The following is a 25,670-nucleotide window of genomic DNA, read 5'->3' as shown; positions in this document are numbered from 1 at the left end:
CTTTTCCGGCAAGGGCTGCGCGCGGTTATCCACATGTTTGTGCGCAACTCATCCACACCCCCTGTGGATGAATGCGGCGTTGCAGCAGATCAACGCGACAGCACGCGGCCGATGCCGGACGCATCGATCTCGCCTGCGGCGGCCAACAACGCGGTCGGGTCGCTGCCGGCGATGAAGCCGACACGAAAATGCACCTCACCCGCGGGGGTCCTGGAGGAGTGGATCGAGGCCAGGCTGACCGCGTGGCGTTCGAACACATGCAGCAGTTCGCGCAGCGACCCCGGCCGGTCTTCGGGCAGGTGCACGCTGATCGCGTTGCGTTCGGTCAGATCGGCCAACAGGTAGCCGACCCGTTCGAAGGTGTAGTTGCCCTCGGCCAGCACCGCCTCGCCCTGGCTGTCACGGTTGTCCAGCAGCAGCTGTTGGCGGAAAGCCGCGCGTGCCGCGTCATCGCCCTGCCCGACCTGCTGGCGCAACTGCTGCAGCTGTGCCAGCAGCCGGTCCAGCATGGGCGCGACGTGTGGATTGCCGAACTGGATGTCCTCGTAGATGGCCGGGTTCAATGACAGGATCCGCGCGATGATCGCCGTATCCAGTTCGAACGACGCCGAGCGGTAGGGCATCAGCGCCGGCAGCGCGCCCAGCAACGGCGCGTACTCGCGCAGCACGCCGGCCTGGGCCAGGTGGGTGGCGTGCACCATCGCCTGCACCAGCGCCATCACCTGGTCATGGTGCTCGGGCGTGGCGCGCACGCACTCGGCTTCCAGCGCCGCGCACAACTGCGCGAGCCACGGCTGCCAGCGCGCCAGCCGTGCCTCGCAGACCACCATCACCCGGCCCTTCAACGTAGGTGCCTTGGGCGGCGCGGTCATCGGATGCAACCCCACCACCTCGGCCTGCGAGGCCAGCATCGCCGCGACCGGCGCGCTTTTCACCGACGTCACATCCAGCCACAGGCGTCCGGCCTCGCGCCCGGCCGAGCGCGCCACGTAATCGGCGATCAACGCCGGGGTGTGGCGGATCGGGGCGGAGAAGATCAGCACGTCGGCGCGCTGCAGCAGCACCTCCGGGTCATCCGATTGCGGGTCGGCCGGATCATGCCCGATCACCTCCAGGCCCATGCGCTGCTGCAGGAAACCGCGCAGCCAGCGCCCATAGGCGCCGGCACTGCCGACGATGCCAACGACCGGCGCTGCGCTCACGCCAGGCGCTCGGGAACGAAGCGCTGCGGCAGCGCCAGGGCCGCCGGTGCGGCGGCCAGCACGTCGAACTCTTCGTGGCCGTTGGCCAGCGTGGTTTCCAGCGCCACGTGCACGCCGGCGATCGCACGCGAGATCGATTGCTCGAACGATTCGCCCCGCAGCAGGAAGGCCACCAGCAGCGACATCAGCACGTCGCCGGTGCCGGCCACGTCCACCGGCAGGTGCGGCGAGGACCAGCGCCAGATCGCCTCGCGGCTCACCGCCAGCGTGACCAGTTGGCCCGGTTCGCCGCCCACGCTGTGGGCGAGCACCCACTCCGGGCCGCGCGCCAGCAGCGCCTGCGAGGCGGCGATGGCATCGTCTTCGGCAAGGCTGGGCATGCCGGTCAGGCGGCCCAGTTCGAACGCATTGGGCGTCACCAGCCAGGCGTGTGGCAGCAGGCGCTCGGCGAAGATGGCTTCCAGCCCCGGTTCCACGTAGGGGCCGGTGTGGGTGTCGCCGATCACCGGGTCCAGGCAGTAGCGCAGCTGCGGCGAGGCCGGCAGCACCTGGTCCAGCCAGTCCGCGAAGGCCGCGCCGTTGCCGACGCTGCCGAAATACCCGGAGACCAGCATGCGCGCACGCTGCGGCAACCCGCGCTCGCTGGCGCCGAGCAGCAGCTCGGCGAACCAGTCGGCCGGCAGCACGCGGCCTCGCGTGGTCGGGTAGAACGGCGCGTTGCTGAGCAGCGTGGTGGGCACTTCGGCCACGCGCACGCCCAGCGCGCGCAGCGGTGGCACGGCCGCGCTGTTGCCGGCGTAGCCATAGACCAGCTGCGACTGTACCGAGATGACGTCGACCGGCGACGGACCGTCCGGGCGCTGGCGGCGACCGTGGACCAGGTGGCTTTCGAGGGATTCGTTCATGGCATCGGCACTGTGGGGGCTACCGCGCCATTATCCCCCAACCGCTACGCCGCATCCTGCCCGTCTACCCTGCCGGATCTTCCCGGTACGGGACGTGGGGGTCACGCTGCAACAGGAACTCCCAGGTATCGTTGAAGACCATTGGGTAATGCAGCGGAGGGCGATCGGCGAACCGTTGCGCGTGGACGGGCTGCCCTTCCACGCGGCAGCCGCCCGGCGACGCGAACGCGACCAGCTCGGTGACGATGACATCGCGGGAGGTGCTCTCGGCCGAAAGATGGAGGGCATAGGAAGGATGCGCGGTGATGCTGCGCTTCAACACGACCCGTCCCATCGCGGGCACGTACCAGCGGATGCTGCGCTCCAGCCCCTCGACGGCCGCCGGCCCCTGCCAACGCAGGCCGGTCATATCCGTCGACCTGGGGTTGGACTTTCGCCAGAGTGCGCTGCGCTCGATGCGGTACGCACGAACGCGGCCGACACCAAGCTTGATTGTCTCCAGGGCCACCACCCGACTGCTGCCCTTCTCTTCGTAGTCGTAGCGGTAGGTCCCGTTGTCCCGCGCGACGGCGCCGGGTTCGGCGAACGCATCGTCCCACGCGGCCCCCACCGCAAGCGGGAACCGCAGTATTTCCTTTCGCCCCCGGCGAAGCGGATTGACGTCCGCATAGGTGTCGGTGTGTTCAACGCGCTGCACCCCGTGCCCCACCGTCAGCCGCGTCAGACGCTCCGTCGTTCCCTCCAGGCGAAGGGACGACACAGGATGGTCGGCACCCACCGAATATGTCCATCGCGTGCCAGGCGCCAACTGCAGAGGACGCTCGAGCGTCCCGTCACGCGCATCCAGCGTGCATGTCTCCAATGACGTGGCGGACACCGCGCCCGCACTGAGGGCGGCAGCCACCCCGGCGGCCGACAAGGCGCGGCGTGCAGCCGAAGGTAGTGGTCGAGCGGCGCCGCGGGCGATACGGGTGCGTTTTTTCATCCAGGCAGGGTAGTGATCGCTGCGGGCGCAGTCACCCACACCGGTCGCGATCAGCCCGGGAAGCAGACAGCCTGCACGGGACCACGACGCGATGCGCTTCGCAGATGCCGGGATGCCCTCGTGTGCAATTGGCCTCCCCATCAGGGCGACGGGAAAGAAAGAAGGGTCGTCTCCGCGTCTGAGGGGAGCGGCGTGCTGCAAGGGCCGTCGCAGCGTGAGGGGCCGGCCGCAGGCCGACGCCGGAACAGGAATGGAGCCCCAGCGCCCGACTCACCGACCGCCGTGCCTGGGCTCGAAGCACGCTTCTGCTTGCCCCGCATACGGGCGAAAAAAAGGCCCCCTGTCTCCAGGGGGCCTTCGGTACGACACAGCAACCGATGTCGCTTACGACGTCATCCGGTCCCAGAAACCCTTCACGCCGTCGATGAACGTCGCCGACTTCGGCGAGTGCTTGCGCGCTTCTTCGCCGGTGAAGGTGGTCTCGAACTGCTCCAGCAGCTTGCGCTGCTCGGGGGTCAGGTTGACCGGGGTCTCGACCACCACGCGGCAGTACAGGTCACCTTCGCTGCGGCTGCGCACCGAACGCACGCCCTTGCCGCGCAACCGGAACAGCTTGCCGGTCTGGGTTTCAGCCGGGATGCGGATTTCCGCGTACCCGCCCAGGGTGGCCACGCGCACGGTATCGCCCAGCGCGGCCTGCGAAATGCGGATCGGCACTTCGCAGTGCAGGTCGTCGCCATCGCGCTGGAAGATCGCGTGCTCGCGCACCCGCACTTCCACGTACAGATCGCCCGGCGGCGTGCCGGCCGGACCGGCCTCGCCTTCGCCGGACAGGCGGATGCGGTCGCCGGTATCGACGCCCGCAGGCACCTTCACCGACAACACCTTGTCTTCCTCCACGCGGCCATTGCCGTGGCAGGTCTTGCACGGGTTCTGGATGATCTTGCCGCGCCCGTTGCAGTTGTGGCAGGCCTGCTGCATGGCGAAGATGCCGCGCTGGATGCGGACCTGGCCGTGGCCATGGCACACGCTGCAGGTATCCACCTTGCCGTCTTCGGAACCACTGCCATCGCAGTCGTCGCACTCGGCCAGGGTCGGGATCTCGATGCGGCGTTCCACGCCCATCACCGCTTCTTCCAGGTCCAGCTCCATCACGTAGCCGACGTCGGCACCGCGACGCGCCTGGCGCTGGCCACCCCCGGCACCGCCGAAGATGTTGCCGAAGATGTCACCGAAGATGTCCCCCATGTCCGGGCCACCACCGCCGCCACCGCCGCCCATGCCGTGCTCGAACGCGGCATGGCCGTGCGCGTCGTACATGCGCCGCTTGTTGGTGTCCGACAGGGTTTCGTAGGCTTCCTTGCACTCCTTGAAGGAGGCTTCGGCCGCGCTGTCACCCGGGTTGCGGTCGGGGTGGTACTTCATCGCACAACGGCGATAGGACTTCTTCAGCTCTTCTTCGGTCGCCGTGCGGGAGACGCCCAGCACTTCGTAGTAATCGCGCTTGCTCATGGTGTTGAATCGGGTTCCGGAAGTCGGGATTCGTCAAAGCGGAAGAGCGGAACCAGGTCCGCTCTTGCGCCGGGGCGCCCCGACAAGCTGCGATGCAGTTGCCAGGACCCAGGGGAAACGACGACGGGACGCTGCCTGCGCAACGTCCCGGGTCGGGTCCGGATCAGGACTTCTTGTCGTCCTTGACTTCGGTGAACTCGGCGTCGACCACATCGTCGTGCGCGCCGTTGTTGGCACCAGCATCCGGGCCCGGGGCGGCACCGCCCTGCTCGGCCGCCGCCGAGGCAGCGAACAGCGCCTGGCCGGCTTCTTCCAGCACCTTCGACTTGGCTTCGATCTGCGCCTTGTCGTCGCCCTTCATGGCGGTTTCCAGGTCGGCCAGGGCCGACTCCACCTTGCCGATCACGTCGCCGCCGACCTTGCTGCCGTGCTCGGTGATCGCGGTACGGGTACCGTGGATCAGCGCGTCAGCCTGGTTGCGGGCCTGGACCAGCTCGTGGAACTTCTTGTCTTCTTCGCGGTTGGCTTCCGCATCGGCCACCATGCGCGCGATCTCGTCCTCGGACAGGCCCGAACCGGCCTTGATCTCGACCTTCTGTTCCTTGTTGGTCTTCTTGTCCTTGGCCGACACGTGCAGGATGCCGTTGGCGTCGATGTCGAAGGACACTTCCACCTGCGGCATGCCGCGCGGGGCCGGCTCGATGCCGGAGAGGTCGAACTTGGCCAGCGACTTGTTGAAGCGGGCCTGCTCGCGCTCACCCTGCAGCACGTGCACGGTCACGGCCGACTGGTTGTCCTCGGCGGTGGAGAACACCTGCGAGGCCTTGGTCGGGATGGTGGTGTTCTTCTCGATGATCTTGGTGAACACGCCGCCCATCGTCTCGATGCCCAGCGACAGCGGGGTCACGTCCAGCAGCAGCACGTCCTTGACGTCGCCGCCCAGCACGCCACCCTGGATCGCCGCACCCAGTGCCACGGCTTCGTCCGGATTGACGTCCTTGCGCGGTTCCTTGCCGAAGAACTCGGTGACCGCCTGCTGCACCTTCGGCATGCGGGTCTGGCCACCGACCAGGATCACTTCGCTGATGTCGCTCGAGCGCAGGCCGGCGTCGTTCAACGCCACGCGGCACGGCTCGATCGACTTCTTGATCAGCTCTTCCACCAGCGCTTCCAGCTTGGCGCGGGTCAGCTTGATGTTGAGGTGCTTCGGGCCCGAGGCGTCGGCGGTGACGTACGGCAGGTTCACTTCGGTCTGCTGGGCGCTGGACAGCTCGATCTTGGCGCGCTCGGCGGCGTCCTTCAGGCGCTGCAGGGCCAACGGATCCTTGCGCAGGTCGATGCCCTGGTCCTTGTTGAACTCGTCGACGAGGTACTCGATGACGCGGTTGTCGAAGTCTTCGCCGCCCAGGAAGGTGTCGCCGTTGGTGGCCAGCACTTCGAACTGCTTCTCACCGTCGACGTTGGCGATCTCGATCACCGACACGTCGAAGGTGCCGCCGCCCAGGTCGTACACCACGATCTTGCGATCCTTGTTGTCGCCCTTGTCCAGGCCATAGGCCAGCGCGGCCGCGGTCGGCTCGTTGATGATGCGCTTGACGTCCAGGCCGGCGATGCGGCCGGCGTCCTTGGTGGCCTGGCGCTGGCTGTCGTTGAAGTAGGCCGGCACGGTGATCACCGCCTCGGTGACCGTCTCGCCCAGGAAGGCTTCGGCGGTCTTCTTCATCTTCTCCAGCACGCGCGCGGAGATTTCCTGCGGCGCCATCTTCTTGGCATCGCTGGTCTGCACCCAGGCGTCGCCGTTGTCGTGGGCCAGGATGCCGTAGGGCACGTGCGCGATGTCCTTCTGGACTTCAGCGTCGGTGAACTTGCGGCCGATCAGGCGCTTGACGGCGTAGAAGGTGTTCTTCGGGTTGGTGACGGCCTGGCGCTTGGCCGAGGCACCCACCAGCACTTCGCCGTCCTTGGTGTAGGCGACGATGGACGGCGTGGTGCGGTCGCCCTCGGCGTTTTCGATGACGCGGGCCTTGCCGCCGTCCATGATCGCCACACACGAGTTGGTGGTGCCGAGGTCGATACCAATGATCTTGCCCATGAGGGAGACTCCTGAAAGTTCTGGGAATCCGGCAGTTGCCGGGTTATGAATGGGATGTGTGGGACGCTGCCGGGACTTTCAAGCCATCCACCAAACACAGTGTCCGATGCTGGCAAAACCCGTTCAGCGTCCGCTGGCGATCAATCGCGGGCGACCACGACCAGGGCCGGGCGCAGCAGGCGATCGTTGAGCAGGTAACCCTTCTGGAACACCTGGACCACGCTGCCCGGGGCCGCGCCGGGCGCGTCGACCTGGCTGATGGCCTGGTGGTGGTCCGGGTTGAACGGCTGGCCGGTCGGGTCGAGCAGGGTCAGCCCGTTGTCGGCGGCCACCTTGAGCAGCTGCTTGTAGGTCAGCTCCAGGCCTTCGCGCAGCGGGCTGGGCTCGGCACCGGCGCTGTTGAGGCCGGCGTCCAGGCTGTCGAACACCGGCAGCAGTTCGCCGAGCAGCTTTTCGTTGGCGAAGCGGCGTGCCTGTTCGACGTCGCGGGCCACGCGCTTGCGCTGGTTGTCCAGGTCGGCGCGCTCGCGCAGCGACTCGGCGCGCAGCAGGGCCACCTCGTTGTGCAGGCTGTCCAGCTGCTGCTGCAGGGACGGCTCGGCAGCCGGCTCACCGGCGGGATTCTGGGATGCGATATCGGGCTGATCTTGGTTCATTTCCGGATCCTTGGCGGTGACTCTCCGCCTCCACCCACCCCTATGTGGGCGCGGGGTCGGGATTCAAGAGCCCGGCGGCGGGTTTTATGCCCGATCCCGGGACAATCCGCCGCCCGCCGGGTCCGCCAGCGCCGCCCCCAGCACCTGGGCGGTGGCCTCCACCAGCGGGATCATGCGGTCATAGGCCATCCGCTTGGGGCCGATCACCCCCAGCACGCCCAGCACCTGGCCGCCGGCCGAATACGGCGCGGTCACCAGCGATACGCTTTCCAGCGGCATCACCCCGGTCTCTTCGCCGATGAAGATGCGCACGCCCGGGGCCTGGATGGTGCGCTCGAGCAGCTGCAGGATCTCGCGCTTGCTGGCGAACACGTCGAACAGCTCGCGCAACCGCTCCAGGTCGGACAGGTCCTGCACGCCCATCAGCCGGGTCGCGCCGGCCAGCACCATGTCATCGGCCGGCGGCACCAGCGCCTGCTCGGCCAGCTCGATGCCGTGGGCCAGCAACTGCTCCATCTCCGACTGCGCATCGCGCAGTTCCAGCAACAGCCGCTGGCGGATCTCGGCCAGCGGGCGCCCGGCACAGTTGGCATTGAGGTAGTTGGCCACCTGCTCCAGCTCCCCCGGGCCGAAGGCGCGGCGCGGCTCGATCACCCGGTTCTGCACTTCGTTGTCGGCAAACACCAGGATCGCCAGTACCCGGCGCGCGTCCAGGGCCACGAAATCGATATGCCGGAAGGCGAACTGCTCGCGCCGCGGCGCACTGACCACTCCCACGAAATGGCTCATGGCCGAGAGTAGTTCGGAGGCACTGCCCAGCAGCGCCTGGGTGCCGTTGCCGGTGGCCAGCTCCGTGCGCAGCCGGCTGAGCTCGCCCTCGCCGGGCGGCTGCATCTTGACCAGGCTGTCCACGAACACCCGATAGCCGTGCGCGGTGGGCACCCGCCCGGCCGAGGTATGCGGCGAGCTGAGCAGGCCCAGGTCCTCCAGGTCACCCAGGATGTTGCGGATGGTGGCGGGGCTGACATCCAGCCCGGCCAGTCGCGCCAGCGTCTGCGACCCGACCGGCTCGCCATCCTGGATGTGGCGTGCGATCAGCGTCCGCAGCAGGTGGCGGGCGCGGGGCGCAAGATGTGACGCAGATGGGTGCATGGAATCAGCCTGTGAGACGCCACCTTAGATAATGGCTGCGGGGAGCGAAGGCAAGTCATTGGTGCTGCCGTCCACCCATGCTAGCTTTGCGCGGCTCGAGAACAGACAACCATGCTCAGACATCTATCGATCAAGGATTTTGCCGTCGTCCGCGCTACCGAACTCGAATTCGGGCCGGGCATGACCGTGGTTTCCGGCGAGACCGGCGCCGGCAAGTCGCTGATGGTCGACGCGCTCGGCTTCCTGTCCGGCCTGCGCGCCGACAGCGGCGTGGTCCGCCACGGCGCCGCGCGCGCCGAGCTGTCGGCCGAATTCGCCCCGGAACCGGATGCCGCCGCGCGGCGCTGGCTGCGCGAGAACGAGCTCGACGACGAGGACCAGTGCCAGCTGCGCCGGATCATCCGCGCCGACGGCGGCTCGCGGGCGTGGATCAACGGGCGCCCGGTCACGCTGACCCAGCTGACCGAACTGGCCGCCACGCTGGTCGAAATCCACGGCCAGCATGAACAGCAGGCCCTGCTGGCGCGACCCTCGCAGCTGGCGCTGCTGGATGCCTTCGCCCGCAACGAGGCCGAGCGCGGCCAGGTCCGCCAGGCCGCCGCGCGCTGGCAGGCGCTGGTGGACGAGGCCGAGTCGCTGTCGCGCCAGGGCGATGTCAGCGACCGCATCGGCTACCTGGAGCACCAGCTGGGCGAACTGCAACGCGAAGACCTGGAACCGGCCTCGATCGAGCAGCTCGGCAGCAGCCACCGTCGCCAGGCCCATGCCAGCGCGCTGATCGCCGCCTGCGACGTGGCCGTGGCCCGCCTCAACGGCGACGACGACACCTCGGCGCTGCAGCTGTTGCAGCAGACCCGCCACGAGCTGTCCCGCGTGGCCGAGCACGACCCGCGCCTGGGCGAGGTGGATGCCCTGCTCGACAGCGCCGTCATCGAGCTGCATGAAGCGCTGGTCCTGCTGGACCGCGTGCTGGGCGACCTGGACGCCGATCCCGAGCAGTTCGAGGACATCGAGCGCCGACTGGGCCGGCTGCACGACCTGTCCCGAAAGCACCGCGTGCCGATGGAAAGCCTGGGCGAGCACCGCGACGCGATGCAGGCCGAGGTGGAACAGCTTCGCGGCGCCGACGTGCGCCTGCAGGCGCTGGCCGGCGAAATCGAGCGGGCCGCCGGGCAATGGCAGGTGGTCGCCGACGTCCTCAGCAGCAGCCGCCGCAAGGCCGCCAAGGCGCTCTCGGACACCACCACCACCCTGATCGGCGAGCTCGGCATGGGCGGCGGCCAGTTCCTGATCGAGATCGAGCCGCAGGCGGTGTCCAAACCGGACCCGAATGGTGCCGAACGGGTCGAATTCCTGGTCGCCGCCAATGCCGGCCAGCCGCCCCGCGCGCTGCGCAAGGTCGCCTCCGGTGGCGAGCTGTCGCGCATCTCGCTGGCGATCGAAGTGGCGGCGCTCGACCTGGACGCGGTGCCCACCATGGTCTTTGACGAGGTCGATTCGGGCATCGGCGGTGCCGTCGCCGATATCGTCGGGCACAAGCTGCGGGCCCTGGGCGAAAAGCGCCAGGTGCTGTGCGTCACCCACCTGCCGCAGGTCGCCTCCAAGGGCCACGCCCATTACCGGGTCAGCAAGGCACCGGTGGACGGCATGACCCAGAGCGCGGTGGAAAAGCTGGACACCAAGGCCCGCGAAGAAGAGCTGGCGCGGATGCTCGGCGGCGTGGAAGTCAGCAAGGAAGCCCGCGCCGCCGCCCGCAAGCTGCTGCAGGTCTGACGGCCCGCAGCGGTCGCTGGCCGGCGCTTGGCGGTGCCGGCCAGCCAGGCGCCGCTCACCCCAGCGGCCGTCCCAGGTCGACCCGTTCCACCAGGAAATCCAGCAGGGCGCGCACCCGCAGCGGCAGGTAGCCGCCCTGCCCCTGGAATACCGCGTGCACCTCCTCAAGGTCGCCGGGGTTGGCCTGTTCCAGCACCGGCAGCAGGCGCCCGGCCGCGATGTCGTCCTGTACCTGGAACGCCGCCAGCCGCGCCATGCCCACCCCGCCCAGCACCAGTCGCCGTAGTGCTTCGCCGTCGCTGGCCCGGGCACTGCCGTCGATGGGCACCACCCGGCGCTGACCGTCCACGAGCAGCGGCCAGCCCGACAGCGCGCGCGGGTGGCCGATGTCGAGGCGGTTGTGCGCCAGCAGTGCCTCCGCGCCCTGCGGCAGGCCGTGCCGGGCGGCGTAGGCCGGCGCCGCCACGATCATCATCCGCGTCGCTCCCAATCGTCGCGCGACCAGGCGGGAACTCTTCAACGGCCCGGCGCGCACCGCCACGTCGGTGCGCTGTTCGAGCAGGTCGATCACCTCGTCGGTCAGCACCACGTCCACCCCGACCTGTGGATGCCGGGCCAGGAACTCGGGCAGCAAGGGCAGCAGGAAGTGGTGCCCGAACGGCACGTTCGCGTTGACCCGCAGGCGCCCGCGCGGTTCGGCATGGGCGCTGGCGCAGCGCTCGGCCTCGTCCAGATCGGCCAGCACCCGCAGCCCGCGCTCGTAGAACGCGCAGCCTTCCGGCGTGAGCTGCACCTGGCGCGTCGAGCGTTGCAGCAGGCGCGTGCCCAGCCGCTGCTCCAGCCGCGACACCAGCTTGCTGACCGCCGACGGGCTCAACTCCAGCGAGCGCGCCGCCGCCGAGAAGCCGCCGCTGTCGATGACCCGGACGAAGACTTCCAGTTCGCCGGAACGGTTGATGTCGGTGCCTGCCATGGGATGAATCCAGTTCACAGATGATTGTCCGTGAGCAGTCTAGTTCACAGGTGGCTGGCGAATCACCATGGGGTTCCCCCCCGCCGATGGATCACCCGATGCACGCACTCACCCGCCTTGTCGCCACCACCCTGCTCGCCTCCTCGACCGCCGCGGCGGCCACCGCCGTGCCGTCGCCAGCATGGGTCGCCAGCTGGCAGGCCAGCCCGCAACCGGTCTGGAATGCACGGTTCCTGTTCCCCACGCTGATCCCCGATCAGTTGGCCGCGCAGACGTTCCGCCAGACCGTGCGCCTCAGCCTGGGTGGCCGCCAATTGCGGGTCCGCCTGAGCAATGCGTATGGTCAACAGCCCCTGCGGATCGATGCTGCCAGTGCCGCCGCCGGCCCGGGCCGGACGCCGCTGGCACTCGCCTTCGATGGGCGCGCCGGCGTGGTGATCGGCCCCGGCGAGGAACGCGTGAGCGACCCGCTGGCACTGGCAACCCGCGATCTGCAGGCGGTGCAGGTGAGCGTCTACGTCGCCGGGCGCACGCCCTTGCAGACCTTTCACTGGGACGGCCGGCAGACCGCCGCGTTCGCCGCCGGTGACCAGACCCTGGCCCCGGCACTGACAGACGCGGCAACCACGACCGCCCGCCTGTTCGTCTCGGGGATGGATGTGGAGCGGGCCGCCTGCGCACGCAGCGTGGCCGTGATCGGCGATTCGATCACCGATGGTGCGACCGCCAGCCTGGACCGCGACCAGCGCTGGACCGACCACCTCGCCGCGCGGGTGGCGCCGCAGGGCGTTGCCGTGGTCAACGCCGGCATCTCCGGGGGCCGCCTGCTGCGCGATGGCATGGGCGAGGCCGCCCTGTCCCGTTTCCAGCGCGATGTGCTCGACCAACCCGGCCTCGCCAGCGTGATCGTACTGCTCGGAACCAACGACATCGGCTGGCCTGGCACCGCCTTCGCCCGCACCGAACCGGCGCCGTCGCTGGCCCGGCTGCAGGCCGGCTATCGCAGTCTGGTCGCGCGCGCCCATGCCCGCGGCGTGCGCATCCTCGGCGCCACCCTGCCGCCGTTCGCCGGTGCGCTGCCCGGCACCCCGCTGGAGGACTATTACCAGCCAGACAAGGACGCCCTGCGCCGGCAACTCAACGCCTGGCTGCGCAGCGACAGTCCCTTCGATGCGGTGATCGACCTCGACGCGGTGCTGCGCGATCCCGCCGATCCGGCACGCCTGGCCGCCGCCTTCGATTCCGGCGATCACCTGCACCCCGGCGATGCCGGCAACCACGCGATGGCGGCGGCGGTGGACCTGCAGGCCCTGTTGCCGGACGCCGTCCCGGTGTGCGCACGCTGAAACGCAGGAACCCCGGGCCAGGGCCCGGGGTCCAGTCACGCGATCTGCTGGCCTGCGGCGGTCCGATGACCGGCCGCCGGGCCGTTACCGACGCTTCTTGCGCACATACAGCACCAGCGAGTGCTCTTCCAGCTCGTACCCGTGATCGGCCGCGATCTTGCGCTGCAGTTCTTCGATCTCGTGGCTTTCGAATTCGATGATCTTGCCGCTGTCCACGTCCACCATGTGGTCGTGGTGGCCGCCGCGGTCCAGCTCGTAGACGGCCTGGCCGCCTTCGAAATTGTGCTTCAGCACCAGGCCGGCGGCCTCGAACTGGGTCAACACGCGATACACCGTGGCCAGGCCGATCTCGTCACCATGCTCCAGGAGCTGGCGGTAGATGTCCTCGGCGGTCATGTGGTGCTGGTGGTTCTGGGCATTGCGCTGTTCGAGCAACGCCAGGATCCGCATCCGCGGATGGGTCACCTTCAGGCCGACTTTACGCAGGTCGTGGGTTTCCATAGTTCTCCGTTCATTGGCGATTTAGCGCCAGCTGCCTCGGATTGGGTCGCGGCGACGCGTCGTGAGTGTATCATCGACTGGATTTCCCCAAACGCCCTTTCCGATGCGCAATCTCCTGCTGGTCGCCGCCGTTGCCCTGTCCACCACGGGCTGCGGCATCATCTATAAGCAACCCATTTATCAGGGCAACCTGGTCCGGGAGCAGGCCGTCGGTCAGCTGCAGGTGGGCCAGAGCAAGCAGCAGGTCAACGCGCTGCTCGGCACCCCCTCGATCCCGGATCCGTTCCACGCCCAGCGTTGGGACTACACCGCCAGCCAGCGCGTGAACCGCCTGGGCCAGACCGAAGTGAAGAACTTCACGGTGTATTTCGAAAATGACGCGGTGACCCGTTGGGACGGCGAGTACTTCGCCAACAACGACGCCGACCTGGCCAAGACCACGGTGCGCCAGTTCGGTCGCAACCTGGCCAAGGACAAGAAGAAGCGCGGCGGCCGCTGAGGCGGCAGGCGCATTCAGCTGCCGGCGCGTGCGCGCCGGCGGCGGTTGTCCTTCGGGTCGGCCAGCAGGGGGCGCAGCAGTTCCACCCGGTCCCCATCGCGCAGCAGCTGGAGCGGCCGGGCCAGCAACCCATGCACGGCCAACGCCGGGCAGGCGTCACTGCCGTCCAGCGCGGCAGCGGCGATGGCGTCGGCAACCGTCGCCCCATCGGGGAGCTGCACCTGGCGCGACGCCACGCGGTCGGGCCAGGCCAGTACCACCTCCACGCTGATCACGGCTCAGCCCTGCCCGTCGGCAACGCGCACGAAATCATTGACCATGCGGTCGGCCAGGCCCTGGAAGCCAAGTGCCAGCGCCGGCCCGAGCAGGCGCGAGTTCGGCTCGAACTCCAGGGTCAGGGTCACCTTGCAGGCCTCCTCGGCCAGTGCGTGGAACTCCCAGCGGCCGTGCAGGCGCTTGAACGGACCATCGCGCAGCTGCATGTCGATGCTGCTCGGGCGCTGCAAGGTGTTTTCAGTCATGAACCAGGTCGAGAACGACCCCAGCCCCAGGTCCAGGCGCGCCACCAGGCGGTCCGGCGCGGATTCCAGGATCTGCGACGCCGAGCACCAGCGGAACCGGCGCGGATAGGCCTCGATATCATTGACCAGATCGAACATACGGGCAGCCGAATGTTCGACCAGGGCACTACGGCGGATTGTGGGCATGCGATACAGATGTCAGATGAATCGACCGGGCGTGCCCGAATCGGAGACAATAGGGAAATGAGCAAGAACAACGGCAAGGATAAAGCAAAGGGCGCGACGGCCAACAAAACCATCGCGCTCAACAAGCGTGCCCGTCACGAGTACCACATCGAAGATCGCTTCGAGGCCGGCCTGGCCCTGCAGGGCTGGGAGGTCAAGTCGATCCGCGCCGGGCGCGGCAACATCGTGGACGCCTACGCGTACGTCAAGCAGGGCGAGATCTTCCTGATCGGCGCCCAGATCACCCCGTTGATCCAGGCCTCCACCCACGTGGTCGCCAACGACCGCCGCGAGCGCAAGCTGCTCCTGCATCGCAGCGAGATCGACAAGCTGGTCGGCAAGGTCGAGCGCGACGGTTACACGATCGTGCCGACGGCGATGTACTGGAGCAAGAACAAGATCAAGCTCGAGGTCGCGCTGGCCAAGGGCAAGCAGACCCACGACAAGCGCGACGCCGAGAAGGACCGCGACTGGGCCCGCGAGAAGTCGCGGACCATGCGCCGCCACAACCGCGACGCCTGATGCCCGGCCCGCACGCATCGCCCCGTATCGAGCCGGCCGGTGCCGACGACGCGGCGGCCGTGTTCGCCGGTCTGCGCGCCTTCAACCGTGCCGCCTGCGGGGCGGCGCTGGATGACCAGGCGCTCAACCGCGTGATCCGCGATGCGCACGGAACGCCCTGCGCCGGCCTGGTCGCCGATGTCTACGGCGGCTGGCTGAGCGTGCACGCCCTGTGGGTGGACGAGCGCCATCGCGGCCTCGGGCTGGGGCACGCCCTGCTCACCGATGCCGAACAACAGGCACGCGCCCTCGGGGCGCACTCGGTCATGCTCGACACGTTTTCCTGGCAGGCCGAGGGCTTCTACCTCAAGCAGGGCTACGCGATCTTCGGCCGGCTCGAGGACTTTCCGCCGGGCCACCAGCGGCTGTACCTGCGCAAGCGGCTCTGAGCCACGGCGGCCGGCGCCCTGCCCCGCCGCACCTGCGCGCCACAGCACCGCCGGCAGAGACTGCCGGCGGCTGCGCCGCTCAGTGCGGCGCGGGGTCGAGGAACCGCTTGAGCCGGTTCAGGTCCTTGTCGTGCACTGTCAGCGCATCCAGGAACAGGTTGGCCGCGCCGCGCTGGCTGCGCCGCCCTGCCTCGGCGGACAGCGCCGCCGCCGTCTCCAGCACCTGCGCCGAAAAGGTCCCCCGGCCGGCCCGCCGCACCCGCTCGGCGCCCATCAACAGCCAGGCCGCCACGTGCTCGGCCCAGGCCTTGTTCATGTCGGCGAAGACCTCGCGGTCGCGGCGCTCCTTGGCGCCCACCTGCCCGTCGACGCTCTCCACGGCCAGTCCGGTGCTGAAGGGCGCGGTGGCGTTCTCGTCCTCGGGCAGCGGCACCCAGGACTCCGAGCGACCCAGGTGCATCGAACTGGCCACGCGGCCGTTGGCCAGCTGGAAGGTGCTGCAGCCAAAGCACGAGGACAGCTTGTGCGTCTGCTTGCCCAGCGCCAGCTCGAACGGCTTGCCCTGCGGGTAGTTGCAGCGCACCTCGGCCAGCGCCCAGACCATGCCGTGGCAATAGCCACAGACCTTGCCGCGCCCGTCCCAGCTGCCGATCAGCCCGGTGGGCTCGATCGAGCCCGCCTGCTTGGGCGTGGTCCGTGCCGTGTGCAGGGTGGCCTCGCTGTCGTAGCCGATCAGACCGTGGTACTCCATGCCGTACCGCCAGCGGCCCCCTTCACTGCCGTAGGGGATCAGCCGGCGCACCGAGCTGATCACCTTGGGCACCGTGTTGGCCGGATCGTCGACGATGCCGTAGTAGGCGCCACGCTCGTTGTCCAGGGTGAACTCCAGCAGCTCAGAGGGGCCGCTGCGGGTGATCAGGCCAAACAGCCAGCTCTTCTTGCTGGTCACGATCCTGCTGATGTGGTCGGCCACATGCCGCGACCACTGCACGCTGCCCGCGTGCGCCTTGCCGTCCTGCAACGGCGAGGCGATCGCCAGCTGCAGCGCCTGGCCACCGTCGTAGGTGGGACTCTTGCCGGCCTGCACCACCGCCCCCTCGACCCCGGTCAGCGCGCCGATCCGGTTCAATACGTCCTGCAGGTCGGCCTGCTGCCTGCCCGCGTCCTCATCGCCACTGTCTACGTCCCAACGCGGCGTCTCGCCGCTGCCGAGCATGTGGGTGACGAAGCCGAGGAACACGCACCCGAAGATCACATCCGATTCCAGGCGCGCCCGCGCCGCGTGCGTCCGATCCACTGCCAACGGCTGTCCGTCGATGATGCCCATTCTGGCTCTCCATGAAAGAAAGAAGGGGCAGCGCCGCCCGCAAAGGGGGGCTGGCGGCGCTGCCGTGCCGTGCTGCAGGGAACAGTCACGACACCGCCAGCCTCTACCGCCACCGGCGCGGCGGTTATGCGCCAGGTTGCAGGGGTTTGTCGCGGTCGGGCGGAATGGGGCGACGACGCGGCCAGGCAGCGCGCGAGGCCGCGATTTCCCGCAGCGCACGCACAAGTGTCAGAATCCCCGCCTATTACCCGTCTGGAGCATTGCGTGACACAGGAAATCCCCCAGGACACCGCCCCGAGCGCGGATCCAACCGCCGAGCTCCAGGCCGACGTCGCCGCATATGAATCGATCTTCGCCGAACTGACCCGCGCGATGGATCCGGCCGCGCTGCTCAAGGTGCTCACCTACCTGGGCCGCAACGCCAAGCGCGACGCCTCGGAAAACCAGACCTACGACAGCCTGGAACACCGCCGCCTGATCGCCCGCATCGACGCCCTGACGGTGCAGGTGCAGCCGGAAGCCCGCAAGCAGGCCATCAGCCTGCGCAACGAGCAGAACCACCAGCGCAAGCTCAAGGCCAAGCACCAGGCCGACAGCAAGCGGCAGCGCGAAGGCAAGCGCTGAAGCTCCGCCCGCAGCGGTCCGCGGACGGGCACGGAAGCCCGATCGAGATTCTCAGGGAAGCAACTGCCCGGCCACGTTGCCGGCACTGATCGCGCACCAGAGCGACGCCGTCTGCCGCCCCTAATGAACGTGGCTGCACCGGCCGCCCGCGTGCAGCGCTGCCTGCGGTTCAACCTGGCGGTGCCGCCGGTGGCGCGGACTGACTACGGTCACGGGGCGCCGGCCACGCCGCCGGCGCGCTGGGTGCGGCGGACCGAACCCCTCGGCCCTGCCACGCAGGGCCGTCTATCAGCTGCCCACCGACTCGCGCAGCCCGGCCACTTCCGCCTGCCCCACCGACGCCTCCACCGGCTCCAGCTTGCAGAAGGCCTCGGTCAACACGTAATAGCAGCTGCCGCGGACAAACTGGACCGTGCCGGCAACCAGATCGGCGCGCCGGCGAAGATCGATTACCCCGCTGCGCGCGTTGAAGAGGCGATCACCGGGCGCCAGGTGCAGCGTGCGGAAACTGTCCGGGTTCAACGCCCCCTGCGCCACGCCATCCACTTCGAAGGGCATCGGCGCCTTGCCCAGCGGCGCCAGGAAGCCAGCCTTCGCCCGATACACCACCACGGTGGCTTTGTCCGGTACTGCCTGCACCGGCGCATAAGGCGTGCCGTATTCGAACGTGGCACAGCCGGTAAGCGACAGCCCGACAAGCGCTGCAATGCACAGGGGTTTGATCATGCGGAGCCGCCTCCATGGCGTCCTGGCGAAATTTCAGAAACCTTAACAAAGGGCCCCTCGGATTGGCTACGACGCCCCTGCGCGGCAACGCCGCGCGTGACTGTTCAGCGTCTTTGGAGTAGCATCAGCCCCGTCAAGTAGCGTCTGGGTCGCCAGATGTCTTGCGGTTCTTGAAGAAACCGGGGGTGCATTGGTTTCGACGGGGGTTGTGAAGTTACTTGGTGCATGCCGAGGGGGCAGCTTTCCTCGTTAATCCAGCAGCAAACTTCTAGTTGCCAACGACGACAACTACGGTTCGGACTTCGCAATCGCCGCCTAAACAGCAGCAGTTGCTTTAGTTCTACAGCCGCCTAAGGCGAACCCCCGAACCTACTTGTGCCCGTGCTCGTAGATGTAGGGTCATTATCACGGAACCGGTTGTGATGGCTGCCTGTCAGTCACGACTTAACTAAAGCAGGCTGGTCCTGGGGTGCGCTTTGCACGCCGTGCTGCCACAGGATGAGATCCAACGGTGCGCTAAGCATGTAGAACCGGGGATGGAGTGCCTTCGGACGGCGGTTCAATTCCGCCCACCTCCACCATAGAAGGGTCTGAGAAGACCCAGAGAAGCCGAGAAAGCCTCATAAAACGGGCCTCTCGGCTTTCTTTTTGTCCAAGGCAGTCTGGGGCTATCCGTTGCAGCCTGTGAGACGGTGGGGGTATATCTAGGGGTATCCGCCCTGCCCCAAAACACGATACCCCCCATATGCCCCTGACCGACGTCGCGATCCGTCGTGCCAAGCCGTCCGATAAGCCGCAGAAGCTGGCTGACGGCGGCGGACTCTATCTCCTCATCACCACGGCCGGCGCCAAGAGCTGGCGCTGGAAGTACCGGGTGGCCGGCAAAGAGAAGCTGCTGACGCTGGGCCTGTATCCGGAGGTGACCCTGGCCATGGCCCGAGACGCCCGCGAGGACGCAAGGCGGCTTCTGCGTAGCGGCGTCGACCCGGGCCAGCAGCGGAAGGCTGCCACTGCCTCCCCAACTGGTGCGCCCGAGGACTGCTTCGAGACCATCGCTAGAGAGTGGCTCAGGGGCCGGCCGTGGGTTCCGGACTACCAGAAGAAGGTCGAGGCGTGGTTCGAGAACGACGTGTTCCCGGCCATCGGTGTGCGCCGCGCAGTGGAGCTGAAGGCTTCGGACTTCCTCGCGATTGCCCGGAGGATGGAGGAACGCAAGGCGTTCGAGTCAGCCCACCGGGTGATGCAGAACTGTGGGCAGGTCATGCGGTATGCCGTGGCCACAGACCGCGCCGAGCGGAACCCTGTCGCTGACCTGCGAGGGGCGCTGGTGCCGGCTCCCGAGAAGAACCACGCCGCAGTGGTGGACCCGGTGGAGCTGGGTGGTCTGCTGCGTGCACTGCACGCCTACACCGGAACGCCAGTCGTACGCGCCGCGCTGCAGCTGATGCCCCTGGTGTTCGTCAGGCCCGGCGAGCTACGCGCGGCGGAATGGGCGGAGATCGATCTGGAGGCCGGCCTATGGAGCATCCCGGCCAGCAGGATGAAGATGCGCCAGCCGCATATCGTGCCGCTGGCGCGCCAGGCCGTCGCCGTGCTGCAGGCGCTGAGAGCCACCTTCCCTACCGACTACAGGGGCGCGTACGTGTTCCCCGGACTGCGTACCAATACCCGGCCGATGTCGGAGGTTGCTGTGTTGGCCGCCCTGCGAAGCATGGGCTTCGACAAGGACACGGTGACCGGACACGGCTTCCGTGCGACCGCACGCACGCTGCTGGATGAGGTGCTGGGCTACCGCCCGGACATCATCGAGCACCAGCTGGCGCACGCAGTGAAGGACCCGAACGGCCGAGCGTATAACCGGACCACGCACCTGGTGGAGCGCACGCGGATGATGCAGGAATGGGCGGACTATCTAGATCGGCTGCGCACCGGCAACGTCGTGCGCCTCCGCCCGGATCAGGCGGCCTGATCGTCCTCGAACGAGGAAGCCTCATCTGTGCTGCTACAACGGGCCCAAGTCGGCGATCAAGGATTGGTTTCGCCGCAGCGTCGCCGCAAGGAGCCTCCCGCCTGCCACCACCCTCCCGTTCTCGCGGTTCTCGTGGTCCGCCTGAAGCCGCCCGGCTGCAAGCACCGCTTCGGGCTCAAAGCTATCCGGCTTTCCCCTGAGCGGTTCGCCGGGCGACGCCAGTCCCCCCTGCAGCGCCTGCACGATCACGGGCCGGCCAATGGCGCTCTTCGCGTAGGCAGTGGCCATCATCCGGCCGTTCTTCGGCGACCAACCACCCAGAACGAGCTCCGTGTGTAGGACGTCGCGCGGGATGCCGGCCCGGTCGGCCGCGACGATGTATTCCGGCCACAGCTTCTCGATGACCAGCCCGCACTCCGCCATCAGCTGCTCCATGGTGAAGTCCACACGGAAGCTGGCCTGCAGGCTCAGCTCATAGATGCGAAGAAAGAACTGCGCGGAGCCGCGGCAAGCCAGCACCAGGTTGTGCTGGGGGATCAGCAGCAGCTTGGCGCCGGAAGACGGCTTACCCGTCATGGCATCCTCGACCAACGTGTCCACGGCCACCAGTAGCTTTTCAGGGGTCAGAAGGACGTTGAGGATGCTCATTGGGCAATCCGATTGGCAGAGCGGAACTATTGCGGACTCATTGACCGCTGTCTACCGCTCCGCCTGGGCTCAGACCTTCCGATCGAGACGCAACGCCTCCCTCAAACGTCGCTCTTGTGGCGTCTCGACTGGCGCGCGCTTTGCCCTAGTTGGTGCTGCCGGCCGATCGCCGACTAGGCGCGCTACGGCATCCTTCATCGGCACGCCTTCCAGCACTCGCGTTGCGCACCATCGCTCGGCGTAGCGCTTGCCTTGACTCACGCTGGCGGCCCTCACCTGCTTGTCCTGCCAGAGCTTTCGGCAAGAGAGCGTTACCCAGATGCCATCCGCGCTGGGCCGGACGTTGGCGATCTGCCGACCGTTCCACCACAGCACCCACGATTCGCCGAACTGCACCCAGCCTTGTGGCCGGGATGCGGTCATGAATCCGGGTTGGTCGAAGGGCGGGCGCATGCCGAGCAGGATACGCCCGGGCGTCTCACGCATTGCGACGAGGTGTCGGCGAGACCCGGCTGAGCCGTTCCCGGGTTGAGTGGCCAACGGCCGCTGTATCGTCAGGAACGGGTCGCGCCATTGCGGGTACCGCGTCCGCCGCGCAGTCAACACATCTCGCGACAGCCAGTCCGACCTTCTAAAACCGGAACAGCCCCTCCTCTTTTGGTGTACCACTAGTCCAGGGCCGGACTGCCGTTCTACTATGCGGAACGAACGGAAGCATGGGGGGGAGAGCAATGGGGTTCATCTACGATCCGACAACCGTCCTCAACGAGAGTGACGTCGAGCAAAAGCTGATATCTCCGCTGCTCCTCGCAGCTCAGCCAGAGGGGTTTGGCTACTCGCAGGCGGATTTCAAGACGAAGGCGAGCCTCGCAAAGCTCACCATCGACAAGGGCGCAAGCAAGAAGCTCTACTTTCCCGACTACGCTGTCATCCTCCAAGGGCTTCCACTTCTGGTCATCGAAGCTAAGGGGCCAGGCGAAGAACTCACAGAGGCAATGCGGGAAGCTAGGCTTTACGCCGCAGCAATCAATGGCCGCTACGAATCCGGCTGGAACCCATGTGAGATTGTGATGGCCACTAATGGCGCGGAGATTCGTGCGGGCCACTGGGATTCTGAAGACTACATATCCACAGCAACCGATAGCTTATCAACCGTAGACGCCAGCTTTTCAAGTTTAATGAAGCTCGTATCTAAAGCGGCCGTGCAAGCGCGTTGCGACGCATTGTTAAAGAAAATCAGGCGAGGCACGCAGTACTACACCCCCTTGCAAATGATGGGCGGAAAAAATGTAGCGGAAGAAACGGTTGGAGAAAACTCCTTCGGATCGAACGTCTCAGTTGAATATCAGTACCTTTTTGACCCTCGGACAAATAAGGATCGCGAGAGGCTGGTGACCAATGCGTATGTGCCATCTGTTCAGCGTTCTTCCCACGTTCCGCAGATTGACAAGCTCATCCGGGCGGCCGTCCCCCCGCACATGACCGACGCGACGCCGATCGCAAATACTGGAATTCCCGGAGGCTTGTTCTCTGCGCTAGCTGAGCGACAGCGTCCCGGCGAGCTTTGCCTGCTCATCGGTAGCGCGGGCTCAGGAAAGTCAACCTTTACAGATTACGTTCGCGCTAGCGCACTAGACCAAACTCTATCGATCCGCGGCGACTGGCTCCATGTAAACCTCAACCCAGCTCCGCTTTCTCGCGACCGGATTTACAACTGGCTATTGCAGGAGATCATGTTTGGAGTAGCCAACGCGCATCCTGAAATCGATATGGAGACGCTAGACTTCCAAAGAAAGATCTACTCGAGACAACTTTCCGCAGTCGCCAAAAAACGTGGAAGTCTCTACAAGGAAGGCACCGTCGAACATGCAAACGTCATTAACGAGACACTTAAACAGCTTGAGGAAGATCAAGAACTAACCGCGAAGCAAACGCTTGAGTACCTCTATCGCGACCGTGGCAGACTCCTTATCGTCATACTGGATAATTGCGACAAACGCACGCGTGACGACCAACTATTGATGTTTGAAGTTGCGAGCTGGCTCAAGGAAAACATGTACTGCATGGTGTTCCTTCCGCTTCGCGACACAACCTACGATAATTACCGCGACACAGCCCCTTTGGACACTGTGGTCAAGGATTTGGTCTTCCGAATTGACCCGCCCAGACTCGAGCAGGTCATACAAGCTCGCCTGGAATACGCAAGTAGAGAGCTGCAAACCCAGCACTCAAAATTCTCATACCTTATGCAGAACGGGATAAGGGTCGAGTGTTCACGCGACGAGGTCGGGCAGTACCTATCATCCCTTGTAAGCTCTGTTTTCCAAAACCAGCGATTTAAGACAATCCTCTCCGGCCTGGCAGGGCGAAACATCAGGAAGGGCATTGAAATACTGCTAGAAATATGCAAAAGCGGACACATCCCGGAAGACGAGATACTCAAGGCCAGGACTAAATCCGTCAATCATCACTTCCCTTCGCACTTGATCATGCAGATCCTGTTGAAAGGAAAGCGCAGGTACTACTCAGACAGCAACACGCACCTGAAGAACTTATTCCACTCAGTCGACGGCGAAGAGCTTCCAGACCCGTTCACACGCCTTGCGATTCTTAAATGGCTCCACGAGAGGCGCTTTGAACTTGGCCCCAACCGCAACAAGGGCTTTCACAAAGTCGAGAGTATGCTCGCCGAGCTTCAGGGGCTTGGCTTCTCGTCGGTGTCCCTGTGGGTTGGATTGCGAGACCTCGTTGAAGCGGACTGCGTCATTGCTGAGACATCCTCTTTGCTTTTGGCAGAGGAAGATCTGGTCAGCCTATCTGCCGCCGGATCGATCCATCTCGGGCTGCTTGAGGATGCCCAGTACCTTGCAACAATTTCCGAAGCCGTCAAGTTCAGATCTACGCAGCCGCCGTCCGCCATCAAGACGATAATCAACGGCCAAGGACTTTTCCATGCCGGTTCACGGGAAGGCACGCTTCAAATCTCTAAAGTTCTAGTCGATTATCTGTCTGCCTATTACACGGACTACCACATTAGGCCTGAAGCGCTAAACGCAGACGACGTACGCGATTATGTGAACATGGAACAGATTAAGGCAGTCGTAGAACGCCAAATTGCGAACGCGCCTAAACTTTCGCTTGCCATGGAGATGGAGAGCAAGCTTCCGCTTGGAACAATAGTTCAAGCGAAGATTGTCGCAGTCAGGGGGACGATCACCATCTTGGAGCTTCCGAATGAGTGCTATGGCTACATAAGGTCCAGATCCATTTCGATTCATGCCACACCAAAGAAGGGTGCGTCGCTGAACGTTAAGGTCGGCCGTTGGAATCCCGAGTACAAACGGTTCGAGGTGACCAAGTCATAAGCAAAAAATAAGGGCCGCTATAGCGGCCCTTATCTTCGGTATATATAGTATTAAGTCGGGCGCACCCATGGGGTAGCCCGCATTCAGTCAAATGAGATTACGCATAGGCTCTTGGCTTCCAGTGGGGCGGCACTGTAGAGGTTACAAAGTAACGCAGATAGCGTCTTCTCAATATTACGACGGACCATTTGAGGCGTCAAACTGCCCCGGTTCATCTCTAGGGGCACGGTCAAGGCTACTGCCTTGGCCGTTACGCGATCGTGACACCGTTCACGGTTCTCGCCAACCCCCTCAACTCACACGGCCTCCTCCACTAGCGGCAGGTTAGGAGCTGCCTCCAGCACCCTCCCACCCTTGACCCACACGTTGTACGGAATCCTGCCGCCAAGGTGGCCTATCGCCTTGAGCTGCGCCCCATCGTAGGTAGTGAGGCTACTGGTCCCGTCCCCGTTGTGCGCGGTGACCGTCGCCAGTAAACGGGGCCCGCCATCCACCAGCCCTCCAAATTGGTCCCAAAGGTCAGTTCGCATCGCTGTAGTGCCTCTCCAAGGTGATGGTCTGCTCGACCACGACGCGGCCGCTTTCGCTCCTGGCCACCCAACGCGCAGCTATGCAGAGCCCGTACCACGTCCCCTCTTCTCCACTAACCTGAACGAGGTCCAAAGGGAGCACGCGCCCGGTCTCGCCGGGCTTGAGCGGTAGCGCGAAGAGAGGCAGCACCACCTCTATCGCCGCCTGCTCACCGCGATCGGACAGGATATTGCGCCCCCGCTCGGCCCCCGCTGCGGCCTCGCTGATGAGCGGGCTGCTCACCTGGGGCGCGTAGAGATCGCCTGCACTGCCGGCACGCCGTACCTTGCAGGTGACTCCCTTGCCCTCCAGCTCACCGGTCACGACAACCGCATCGTAGAGCGGCTGACTCTGCACCTGCAGCCCTTCCGAGATGATGATGTCCTCCACCAGTTGGTGGTCCGGCGTCGTGTTTCGCCAGTCCCATGGGCTGGCCGGGTATCTAGGCCGCACAACCAGGCGCCGATCGGCGGGGTCGGACTGCACCACTGCCCCACTGGCGGCCGCGAGCGCGCTGATGGCATCGAGCGGCGCGCTTCCGTCGTAGAACCACGCCCCTCCCGGCACCACCCAATCGACGGTGTTGTAGGCGGCCTCGTATCCCGTATCGAGCAGCTCCTCGGCGACCAACTGCGCCATAGATCGGGCCTCGCCCGCAACCTTTGCCCTCGCAGGTGCATACGGCGCAGCGAGCAAGGCAGTGCGGGAGCGACCAGTGAGCGTAACGGACACCCGCCCGAACTCCCGCTGCTTCCCGTAGCTCTCCACGATCGCGGTCCAGGTGTAGCCGTTGAGCGCGACCTCGATCTGCCGCGGCCCAGCGGCAGTTGGCTTGAGTAGCGCCAGGTGTGTCGGGTCGGCGAGCTCAATGTTGAAGGTGGAGCCCCAGCTATCGACGCTGGTGGCGATCTCAACGGAGGTAATTTCGACGGGGGTCCGATCAGGGATCCGCACCATGGATAGCTCATTGATCACGACGTATGTCCTGCGACGCGGGCGAACGACGTAGCACGCCGCTGTCCCTAGATTGAGGGGAACCAGGCCCGGCGTAGCGACGAGGGCGCAGCCGAGCTGCAGGGCGACGAACCGCCCCGAGGGAAACGCCGGATCCGGATCCGGTACCGGCGGCTTTGGAGGGGGCAGCACGTT

24 protein-coding genes and 1 other RNA gene are annotated in these 25,670 nt (G+C 66.1%); 9 read left to right on the top strand and 16 right to left on the bottom strand.

The window, feature by feature from the left end:
* Positions 1-89 precede the first annotated feature (89 nt).
* From AC06FD_RS10475 to hrcA, 7 genes are all read right to left on the bottom strand, one after another.
* Positions 90-1,202 (bottom strand): prephenate dehydrogenase, encoded by a 1,113-nt coding sequence (locus AC06FD_RS10475; RefSeq protein WP_478077731.1) that lies wholly within the window; start codon positions 1,200-1,202, stop codon positions 90-92.
* Positions 1,199-2,107 carry a pyridoxal kinase gene (gene pdxY, locus AC06FD_RS10470; protein ID WP_259208313.1) on the bottom strand — a complete coding sequence of 303 codons (909 nt, stop codon included), beginning with the start codon at positions 2,105-2,107 and terminating at the stop codon, positions 1,199-1,201. Before pdxY ends, AC06FD_RS10475 begins: the two co-directional genes overlap by 4 nt.
* A 64-nt stretch (positions 2,108-2,171) precedes the next feature.
* Entirely contained in the window at positions 2,172-3,092 is a 921-nt protein-coding gene (locus AC06FD_RS10465) for a hypothetical protein (RefSeq protein WP_478077730.1), read from the bottom strand.
* 384 nt (positions 3,093-3,476) lie between these two features.
* Complete coding sequence (dnaJ, locus tag AC06FD_RS10460; RefSeq protein ID WP_259208309.1) at positions 3,477-4,604, bottom strand: molecular chaperone DnaJ; 1,128 nt, start codon at positions 4,602-4,604, stop codon at positions 3,477-3,479.
* 163 nt (positions 4,605-4,767) lie between these two features.
* Positions 4,768-6,696: a molecular chaperone DnaK gene (gene dnaK, locus AC06FD_RS10455; RefSeq protein ID WP_259208307.1), complete on the bottom strand. Its 1,929-nt coding sequence runs from the start codon at positions 6,694-6,696 to the stop codon at positions 4,768-4,770.
* A 140-nt stretch (positions 6,697-6,836) separates the two neighbouring features.
* On the bottom strand, positions 6,837-7,352 hold the full coding sequence (gene grpE, locus AC06FD_RS10450) for a nucleotide exchange factor GrpE (RefSeq protein WP_394164475.1): 516 nt from the start codon (positions 7,350-7,352) through the stop codon (positions 6,837-6,839).
* Positions 7,353-7,436: 84 nt separating this feature from the next.
* Positions 7,437-8,504 (bottom strand): heat-inducible transcriptional repressor HrcA, encoded by a 1,068-nt coding sequence (gene hrcA, locus AC06FD_RS10445; protein ID WP_259208302.1) that lies wholly within the window; start codon positions 8,502-8,504, stop codon positions 7,437-7,439.
* A gap of 111 nt (positions 8,505-8,615) precedes the next feature.
* Between hrcA and recN the strand changes: the two genes are divergently transcribed.
* Positions 8,616-10,277, top strand: a complete 1,662-nt coding sequence (gene recN / locus AC06FD_RS10440) for a DNA repair protein RecN (protein ID WP_478077729.1) — start codon at positions 8,616-8,618, stop codon at positions 10,275-10,277.
* Positions 10,278-10,332: 55 nt separating this feature from the next.
* Here the strand turns inward: recN and AC06FD_RS10435 are convergent, their stop codons facing one another.
* On the bottom strand, positions 10,333-11,250 hold the full coding sequence (locus tag AC06FD_RS10435; RefSeq protein ID WP_478077728.1) for a LysR family transcriptional regulator: 918 nt from the start codon (positions 11,248-11,250) through the stop codon (positions 10,333-10,335).
* Positions 11,251-11,348: 98 nt separating this feature from the next.
* On the opposite strand from AC06FD_RS10435, the gene AC06FD_RS10430 reads away from it, so the two are divergent.
* Positions 11,349-12,596, top strand: a complete 1,248-nt coding sequence (locus tag AC06FD_RS10430; protein WP_478077727.1) for an SGNH/GDSL hydrolase family protein — start codon at positions 11,349-11,351, stop codon at positions 12,594-12,596.
* An 84-nt stretch (positions 12,597-12,680) separates the two neighbouring features.
* On the opposite strand, the gene fur is transcribed toward AC06FD_RS10430, so the two are convergent.
* Positions 12,681-13,097 carry a ferric iron uptake transcriptional regulator gene (gene fur / locus AC06FD_RS10425; RefSeq protein WP_259208293.1) on the bottom strand — a complete coding sequence of 139 codons (417 nt, stop codon included), beginning with the start codon at positions 13,095-13,097 and terminating at the stop codon, positions 12,681-12,683.
* A 103-nt stretch (positions 13,098-13,200) separates the two neighbouring features.
* Between fur and AC06FD_RS10420 the strand changes: the two genes are divergently transcribed.
* On the top strand, positions 13,201-13,596 hold the full coding sequence (locus AC06FD_RS10420) for an outer membrane protein assembly factor BamE (protein WP_259208290.1): 396 nt from the start codon (positions 13,201-13,203) through the stop codon (positions 13,594-13,596).
* A 14-nt stretch (positions 13,597-13,610) separates the two neighbouring features.
* On the opposite strand, the gene AC06FD_RS10415 is transcribed toward AC06FD_RS10420, so the two are convergent.
* Together AC06FD_RS10415 and AC06FD_RS10410 are read right to left on the bottom strand one after the other, a co-directional pair.
* Complete coding sequence (locus AC06FD_RS10415) at positions 13,611-13,871, bottom strand: RnfH family protein (RefSeq protein ID WP_478077726.1); 261 nt, start codon at positions 13,869-13,871, stop codon at positions 13,611-13,613.
* Positions 13,872-13,874: 3 nt separating this feature from the next.
* Entirely contained in the window at positions 13,875-14,303 is a 429-nt protein-coding gene (locus AC06FD_RS10410; RefSeq protein WP_478047787.1) for a type II toxin-antitoxin system RatA family toxin, read from the bottom strand.
* 57 nt (positions 14,304-14,360) lie between these two features.
* Here AC06FD_RS10410 and smpB point away from each other — a divergent pair, with 57 nt between their 5' ends.
* On the top strand, positions 14,361-14,864 hold the full coding sequence (smpB, locus tag AC06FD_RS10405; protein ID WP_478077725.1) for an SsrA-binding protein SmpB: 504 nt from the start codon (positions 14,361-14,363) through the stop codon (positions 14,862-14,864).
* Positions 14,864-15,292, top strand: a complete 429-nt coding sequence (locus AC06FD_RS10400) for a GNAT family N-acetyltransferase (RefSeq protein ID WP_478077724.1) — start codon at positions 14,864-14,866, stop codon at positions 15,290-15,292. Before smpB ends, AC06FD_RS10400 begins: the two co-directional genes overlap by 1 nt.
* Positions 15,293-15,371: 79 nt before the next feature.
* On the opposite strand, the gene AC06FD_RS10395 is transcribed toward AC06FD_RS10400, so the two are convergent.
* The gene (locus tag AC06FD_RS10395) at positions 15,372-16,619 is read right to left on the bottom strand and encodes a hypothetical protein (protein WP_478077723.1); all 1,248 of its coding nucleotides are present in this window, start codon (positions 16,617-16,619) and stop codon (positions 15,372-15,374) included.
* 264 nt (positions 16,620-16,883) lie between these two features.
* On the opposite strand from AC06FD_RS10395, the gene AC06FD_RS10390 reads away from it, so the two are divergent.
* Positions 16,884-17,243 carry a hypothetical protein gene (locus AC06FD_RS10390; protein ID WP_259208279.1) on the top strand — a complete coding sequence of 120 codons (360 nt, stop codon included), beginning with the start codon at positions 16,884-16,886 and terminating at the stop codon, positions 17,241-17,243.
* A 288-nt stretch (positions 17,244-17,531) separates the two neighbouring features.
* Here the strand turns inward: AC06FD_RS10390 and AC06FD_RS10385 are convergent, their stop codons facing one another.
* Positions 17,532-17,969 (bottom strand): hypothetical protein, encoded by a 438-nt coding sequence (locus AC06FD_RS10385; RefSeq protein ID WP_478077722.1) that lies wholly within the window; start codon positions 17,967-17,969, stop codon positions 17,532-17,534.
* A 181-nt stretch (positions 17,970-18,150) separates the two neighbouring features.
* On the opposite strand from AC06FD_RS10385, the gene ssrA reads away from it, so the two are divergent.
* Positions 18,151-18,550: a transfer-messenger RNA gene (ssrA, locus tag AC06FD_RS10380) on the top strand.
* Between the two features lie 164 nt (positions 18,551-18,714).
* Positions 18,715-19,938, top strand: coding sequence for a tyrosine-type recombinase/integrase (locus tag AC06FD_RS10375; protein ID WP_478077721.1), 1,224 nt, complete (start codon positions 18,715-18,717; stop codon positions 19,936-19,938).
* Positions 19,939-19,971: 33 nt separating this feature from the next.
* Here AC06FD_RS10375 and AC06FD_RS10370 read toward each other — a convergent pair whose 3' ends face one another.
* Together AC06FD_RS10370 and AC06FD_RS10365 are read right to left on the bottom strand one after the other, a co-directional pair.
* Positions 19,972-20,586, bottom strand: a complete 615-nt coding sequence (locus tag AC06FD_RS10370) for a hypothetical protein (RefSeq protein ID WP_478077720.1) — start codon at positions 20,584-20,586, stop codon at positions 19,972-19,974.
* A gap of 69 nt (positions 20,587-20,655) precedes the next feature.
* Entirely contained in the window at positions 20,656-21,072 is a 417-nt protein-coding gene (locus tag AC06FD_RS10365; RefSeq protein ID WP_478077719.1) for a hypothetical protein, read from the bottom strand.
* 245 nt (positions 21,073-21,317) lie between these two features.
* Here AC06FD_RS10365 and AC06FD_RS10360 point away from each other — a divergent pair, with 245 nt between their 5' ends.
* A complete protein-coding gene (locus tag AC06FD_RS10360) occupies positions 21,318-23,951 on the top strand; it encodes a type I restriction endonuclease (RefSeq protein ID WP_478077718.1) in 2,634 nt (877 codons plus the stop codon).
* A gap of 519 nt (positions 23,952-24,470) precedes the next feature.
* On the opposite strand, the gene AC06FD_RS10355 is transcribed toward AC06FD_RS10360, so the two are convergent.
* Positions 24,471-25,496, bottom strand: coding sequence for a hypothetical protein (locus AC06FD_RS10355; protein WP_478077717.1), 1,026 nt, complete (start codon positions 25,494-25,496; stop codon positions 24,471-24,473).
* Between the last annotated feature and the right edge of the window lie 174 nt (positions 25,497-25,670).

The organism is Stenotrophomonas sp. Steno-Z1 (assembly GCF_056393175.1).
This window is presented reverse-complemented; position numbering and strand designations above follow the sequence as displayed.